At 69.7% G+C, this 5,671-nt stretch carries 6 protein-coding genes; 5 read left to right on the top strand and 1 reads right to left on the bottom strand.

Annotation, left to right across the window (positions count from 1 at the left end; all coding sequences use genetic code 11):
- The first annotated feature begins 159 nt into the window (after positions 1 to 159).
- Complete coding sequence (locus tag IU476_RS14725; protein ID WP_324194060.1) at positions 160 to 759, top strand: Uma2 family endonuclease; 600 nt, start codon at positions 160 to 162, stop codon at positions 757 to 759.
- A 104-nt stretch (positions 760 to 863) separates the two neighbouring features.
- Here IU476_RS14725 and IU476_RS14720 read toward each other — a convergent pair whose 3' ends face one another.
- A complete protein-coding gene (locus tag IU476_RS14720) occupies positions 864 to 1,178 on the bottom strand; it encodes an ArsR/SmtB family transcription factor (RefSeq protein ID WP_195100449.1) in 315 nt (104 codons plus the stop codon).
- A gap of 61 nt (positions 1,179 to 1,239) precedes the next feature.
- On the opposite strand from IU476_RS14720, the gene IU476_RS14715 reads away from it, so the two are divergent.
- The 4 genes from IU476_RS14715 to IU476_RS14700 all read left to right on the top strand — a co-directional run bounded on the left by IU476_RS14715 (position 1,240) and on the right by IU476_RS14700 (position 5,671).
- Complete coding sequence (locus IU476_RS14715; protein ID WP_195100447.1) at positions 1,240 to 1,581, top strand: putative quinol monooxygenase; 342 nt, start codon at positions 1,240 to 1,242, stop codon at positions 1,579 to 1,581.
- 102 nt (positions 1,582 to 1,683) lie between these two features.
- Entirely contained in the window at positions 1,684 to 2,448 is a 765-nt protein-coding gene (locus IU476_RS14710) for an ABC transporter ATP-binding protein (RefSeq protein ID WP_195100446.1), read from the top strand.
- On the top strand, positions 2,433 to 4,010 hold the full coding sequence (locus tag IU476_RS14705) for a hypothetical protein (protein ID WP_195100444.1): 1,578 nt from the start codon (positions 2,433 to 2,435) through the stop codon (positions 4,008 to 4,010). Before IU476_RS14710 ends, IU476_RS14705 begins: the two co-directional genes overlap by 16 nt.
- Positions 4,011 to 4,249: 239 nt before the next feature.
- On the top strand, positions 4,250 to 5,671 hold the full coding sequence (locus IU476_RS14700) for a vanadium-dependent haloperoxidase (RefSeq protein ID WP_195100443.1): 1,422 nt from the start codon (positions 4,250 to 4,252) through the stop codon (positions 5,669 to 5,671).

Genomic DNA, 5,671 nt, shown 5'->3' with positions numbered 1-5,671 from the left:
CCATCCGGCCGGTGCAGGCGGCCCGCCACCTGCACCGGCCGAATGTCGACCGCACCACATAGCCTGCAAGCAAGGCCCGTGTAGTTTCCGGCGCTGCCCACTCGATATCGCGGGTGCGCAATACTCGGAGATGAGGGTGTCGCAGATGGGAGGGGTCCCGTGGTGTTCCCGGTGTCCGATCCGAATGCCGTGCGTCCCACCGCTGGAGGCCGTTGGACCGCCCGCGACCTCGACGGCTTCCCGGAAGACGGACTTCGCTACGAAGTGCTCGGCGGCCAGCTCATCGTCACCGCCGCACCCGAGCCGAGACACCAAATGGCCCTGCAATGGCTCCTGCTCGCGCTGATCGACGCCGCACCGCACGGTTCATGGGTACTGCCCGGCGTAGGCGTATTGATCAATGACGACGAGCCCATTCCGGATCTGATCGTCGGAGTCGGCGAGCGAGACATCGATGCCCGAGGCATCCCCGTACGACAGGTCGTCTTGGCCGTCGAAATCGTCTCGGCCTGCACGGCACTACAAGACCGTCTCTCCAAGCCGGTCTTCTACGCGGCAGCGGGCATCCCGAATTACTGGCGCATCGAAGTCGGCCCGTTCGAAGGCGCCCTTCCTGGGGAAGCGACTCCAGTGCTGTTCGCGTACGTCCTCAGCGAGAAAGGCAAGTACGACCTGACGCACCGAATCCCCGCAGGCGAACCCACCACCCTGCACTCACCCTTCGAGTTCACCATCGACCCGGCCACGCTACTGCGCTAACCCGATGTGGCGGGCAGCTCACTCGTCGCTAGGTGCACGCTCGAGGATTTCGCGCATATGGCTGAAAACTGAACTGAATCGTTCTACGTAGCAGTGGGATTGGGTTAAGGGTGGAGTTCGGCTTTCAGGAGGTCGAGGAGGGCGGGGAAGCGGGTGCGGAGGGCGGGGAGGCGGAGTTGGGCCATGTTGCTGTTGCCTCGGTTTACCTGGTGGATGAGGCCGGCTTGGCGGAGGACTCGGAAGTGGTGGGTGCGGGTGGCTTTGGAGACGGGGAGGCCGAAGGAGCTGCAATGGCGTTCTGTGCCTTCGGGTTCGGCGAGTAGGGCGAGGACGACGGTGAGGCGGTGGCGGTCGGCGAGGGCGGCGAGGATGGTGGGGAGGTTCATTTCCGCTGGGGAAGGCTCGTCGTTGTCGGGCACCGGTCGCTCCTCTCTAGGTACGGGTTGCATCGTACCTTTCGGGGAGTTACCGTCCGTAGGTATGAATATTTTCGTACCTTCCGGCTCGGGTCCGGTCTCGCTGGTCGGGTTCGCGCGGCCCAAACCGGAGAAGGCGGCGGAGCTGCGGGAGTTGCTGCTGTCGTTCGTCGCGCCGACGCGCACGGAGGACGGTGCGCTCGAGTACCACTTCCACGAGGATGCCGAGGATCCGGACACTTTCGTGTTCTACGAGGTCTGGCGGTCGAAGGAAGACCTCGAGCGGCATCTCGCGCTGCCGCACATGCGCGCGTTCTGGGAGCGGCGGATGGACTACCTGCGGGAGGATCTGGAAATCCGCTTCCTGTCCATGCGCAGTCCGTATCCGCGGCCGATCGCGGCGTGAGTCGGCACCGGCGGCGGATCCGGTCGGCGTGCGGCGTTGCGCGCGACGGGCGTGCGACGATCCCTCTGGTGAGGATGCGCCGCGTCCGCCGGAAGGGGATTCATGCAGCCGGATACGCCAGCTCTCGAGCTGACCGGGTTGTACAAGCGGTTCGAGGGACCCTGGGTGGTGGACGGGGTGGGGCTGACCGTACCGCCGGGGTCGTTCTTCGGGCTGGTCGGTCCGAACGGCGCGGGGAAGACGACCACACTGTCGATGGCGGTGGGACTGTTGCGGCCGGACGCGGGTCGGTCGCACATCTTCGGGCACGACGTGTGGGCGGATCCGGTGCGCGCCAAGACGATCGTGGGCGTGCTGCCGGACGGCCTGGCCCTGCCGGAGCGGCTGACCGGACGCGAATTGCTCACCTACACAGGACTTCTGCGCAGCATGCCCGCCGCTGTGGTGGCCGAGCGCGCGCAGGAGCTGCTCACCGTCCTGGAACTCGTCGACGCCGAGAACACCTTGGTGGTCGACTATTCCGCGGGCATGCGCAAGAAGATCGGCTTGGCCACGGCCCTGCTGCACGCGCCGAAACTGCTGGTGCTCGACGAGCCGTTCGAGGCCGTCGACCCGGTGTCGGCCGGCACCATCCGCACGATCCTGCGGCGCTTCGTCGCCGCGGGCGGCTCGGTGGTGCTGTCCAGCCACGTGATGGCGCTGGTGGAGAACCTGTGTGACCGCCTCGCCGTGATCGACAAGGGCCGGGTCGTGAGCACGGGCACGGTCGCCGAGGTGCGCGGCGACGGCACTTTGGAGGAGGCGTTCGTGCGCCTGGTCGGCGGTCGCGTCGGCGGCGACGAGGGGTTGTCGTGGTTGGCGTCCTGATCCGGCTGCGGTGGCGGCTGACGGTCCGCTCGCTCAGCAGCGGCAAGGCCGCGGTCGCGTTCTGGATCGGTCTCGTGTTCGGGGTGCTGGCCGCCGCGTTCACCGCGCTGGTCATCGCACTGGCCGGGCACAGCTGGGAACTCGACGCGGCGATCAACGTCGCCGCCGCCCTCTACGCGGTCTGGACGCTGGGCTGGCTGTGCGGCCCGATCCTCGCGGGCAGCAGCGACGAGACGTTGCAGCCGGAGCATTTCCGGTTGCTGCCGCTGACCTACCGGCAACTGGCGGTGGGCCTGCTCGCCGCGGCCTTCGCGGGTCCGGCGGCCGTGGTCAACCTGATCGCGTTCGGCGGACTGGTGTTGCTGGCCGCGCAGGTCGGGATCGCGGCGGCTGTGGTCGCGGCGCTCGGCGCGGTGCTGCAACTGATCTTCGTGGTGGTGCTGTCGCGGGTGGTGCTGGCGTGGATCGGCGCGGCCATGCGCTCGCGCCGCGGACGCGACCTGAGTGTGCTGCTGGCCGCGCTGGTGGGCCTGGCCTACTACCCACTGCAGCTGCTGGTCACCACCGTGGGCCCGAAACTGGAGCACGCCGCGCGGCCGTTCGCGCTGGCCTTGCGGATAGCACCGTCGGGCTGGGCGCCTTATGCGGTGGAGACGGCGGCGGGCGGGCAGTGGGCGCTGTCGGCGCTGTGCCTGCTCGGCCTCGCTCTGCTGTCGGTGCTGCTGGGGCAGGCCTGGGCGGTACTGCTGCGCCGCCGCCTCACCACCACGGCCGCGCCCGCCGGGCCGGTCCGGGCGCAGGCGGGCGGCGGTGTGCTCGACCGCGTGATCCCCGCGAATCCCGTTGGGGCCGTGGTGGTCAAGGAACTGCGCACGTGGTGGCGCGACAGTCGGCGGCGGGCGGCGTTGTTGCCGCTGCTGCTGCTCGGCATCGTGCTGCCGGTGATGCTGTCGCTGCAGGGGACGGGCGTGCCGGTGCCGTTCACGGGCACGTTCGTGGTGTGGATGGCGGCGATGGCCAGCGCCAACATGTACGCCTTCGACGGCACCGCGCTGTGGCACACCTTGGTGGTGCCCGGCGCGAACCGAGCCGACGTGCGCGGCCGGATGCTCGCGTGGACCGTGCTGGTCGCGCCGCTCGCGCTGCTGCTCACCCTGATCCTGCCCGGTGCGCTGGGGCATGCCGAGTTCTATCCGTGGGCGGTGTCGACCATGCCCGTGTTCGTCGGCGTCGGCGTGAGCACCGCGATCTTCCTGTCGGTGTACGCGGCGTATCCGCTGCCGCCGCAACGCGGCAATCCCTTCGCGGGCGGCGGCGGAAATCCCGGCTGCGCACGGGCATTGGTGCAGCTCGCGGTCGGTTTCGGGCAGTTGCTGGTGAACCTGCCCGTGCTCGCGATCCTCGGCGTGGGCGCATACCTGCACAGCGCCGTGATCCAGTGGTGCGCACTGCCGGTCGGGCTGGCGCTGGGTTGTGGCGCGGCGCTGCTGACGGCCCGGATCGCCGAGCGGCGTCTCGATACCCACGGGCCGGAATTGCTCGCGGAGGTGAAGCCGCGCTGACGGCGTCGAAGACGTTTCGCGCGTGCGCTTTTCGTTTCGCCGCGTAGGTAGCTACGCGAAAAGCGCACGCGCGGAACGACACTACTCGGACCCTCGTCGCGTGACTTCCTGGATTCGGGTAGTCGACTACTGCCGTATTCCCGGCCGCACCCGGGCATTCTCGACTCGGAGGGCACACCGTCGAGTCGCAGCGCACCCCGCGGGCCGGTGCCGCGACAGACCCCCGAGTAGGAAGACAAGTGGATCAGATCCTGTATTGGAACAATGTCGCGCTGGAGTCGGATCGGCTGGCGCACACCGTCTCTCGGCACGGTGAGCGCGGCGTGCGCGGACCGGTCGGCAGCTCGCGCGCCCTGGCGCTCACCCACCTCGCCATGCACGACGCCTATTTCGGCATCGTGCCCGCACCGCACGGAACGTATCTGACCACTGCGCCGTCGGCCCCGGCCGGCGCCTCCGCCGACGCGGCCGTAGCGGTCGCCGCCCACACCGTGCTCACCGCCCTGTATCCGGCGCAGACCGCGCGCCTGGACACGGCCCTGCAGCAGGCCGGGCTGCGCGGCCCCGGCACCGGGGCGGGCAGCGCCCACGGGCTGGCCGTCGGTCAGGCGATGCTGGCCGCCCGCGCCGACGACCCGGACCTCGACGACACCGGCTACCACCCCGATCCCGGCCCCGGACGGCACCGCGCCGACCCGGCGCATCCCGAGCAGGGCTATTACGCGCCCCACTACGGCGCTCGCGCAAGGTGTTTCGCGGCGACCACCCGCCACACCCTCGACGCCCCGCCCAAGCAGACCGACCCGGCCTACGAACAGGCTCTGCGCGAGGTGCGCGGCAAAGGCATCGCCGCCGAGCTGACCGGCACGCTGCCGCCTGATCTCGCCCGGCGCACTCCTGAGGAGACGCTGGTCGGCACGTTCTGGGGTTACGACGGTGCGCATCGGATCGGCACGCCGCCCCGGTGGTACAACTCGATCGTCCGCGCCGTGACGACGGTTCGCGAGCACACGCCCGCGCAGAACGCCCGGCTGTTCGCCCTGGTCAATGCCGCCATGGCGGACGCGGCCATCCTCGCCTGGGACGACAAGTACCGGCACGACCTGTGGCGCCCGGTGCTGGGCATCCGCGAGCACGATCCGTCGATGGGTCCGGAAGGTGTTGCGGCGCAAGACTTACAGGCGCACTGCGATCCGTTCTGGTTGCCGCGTGGGGCCGCGCCCACCAACCATCCCGGTGCCGCGCCGTTCACCCCGGCGTATCCCGCGTACCCGTCGGGACATGCGACGCTCGGCGCGGCCGCGCTGCAACTCACCCGCCGTTTCTGCGGTGTCGGCACCGACGGTCCCGACCCCCTCACGGACGGAATCGCCTTCGTCTCCGACGAATTGGACGGCACCAGCGTCGACGAGCACGGCGTACGGCGTCCCCGGCACGCCCGCACCTTCCCCGGCGGGCTGTGGCAGATGATCGAGGAGAACGGCCGCAGCCGGGTATTCCTCGGCGTCCATTGGATTTTCGACGCTTTCGCCGTCGACGCCGCCGGACGGATGGACCTGTCGCAGCATGTCGGCGGCGTCCGGCTGGGCCTCGACATCGCCGAGGATCTGTGGGCGAACGGATTGCGGGCGAGCGCGGCGGCGGGGCCGCGGCTGCCCTAG

The organism is Nocardia blacklockiae (assembly GCF_015477355.1).
Lineage (GTDB): Bacteria > Actinomycetota > Actinomycetes > Mycobacteriales > Mycobacteriaceae > Nocardia > Nocardia blacklockiae.
Note: the sequence above shows the minus strand (reverse complement) of the source record. Positions and strands in the feature narration are given on the sequence as shown.

Coding starts and splice junctions, on each gene's coding strand:
- IU476_RS14710 (WP_195100446.1), top strand. CDS start 1,684: ATGCAGCCGGATACGCCAGCTCTCGAGCTGACCGGGTTGTACAAGCGG.
- IU476_RS14715 (WP_195100447.1), top strand. CDS start 1,240: ATGAATATTTTCGTACCTTCCGGCTCGGGTCCGGTCTCGCTGGTCGGG.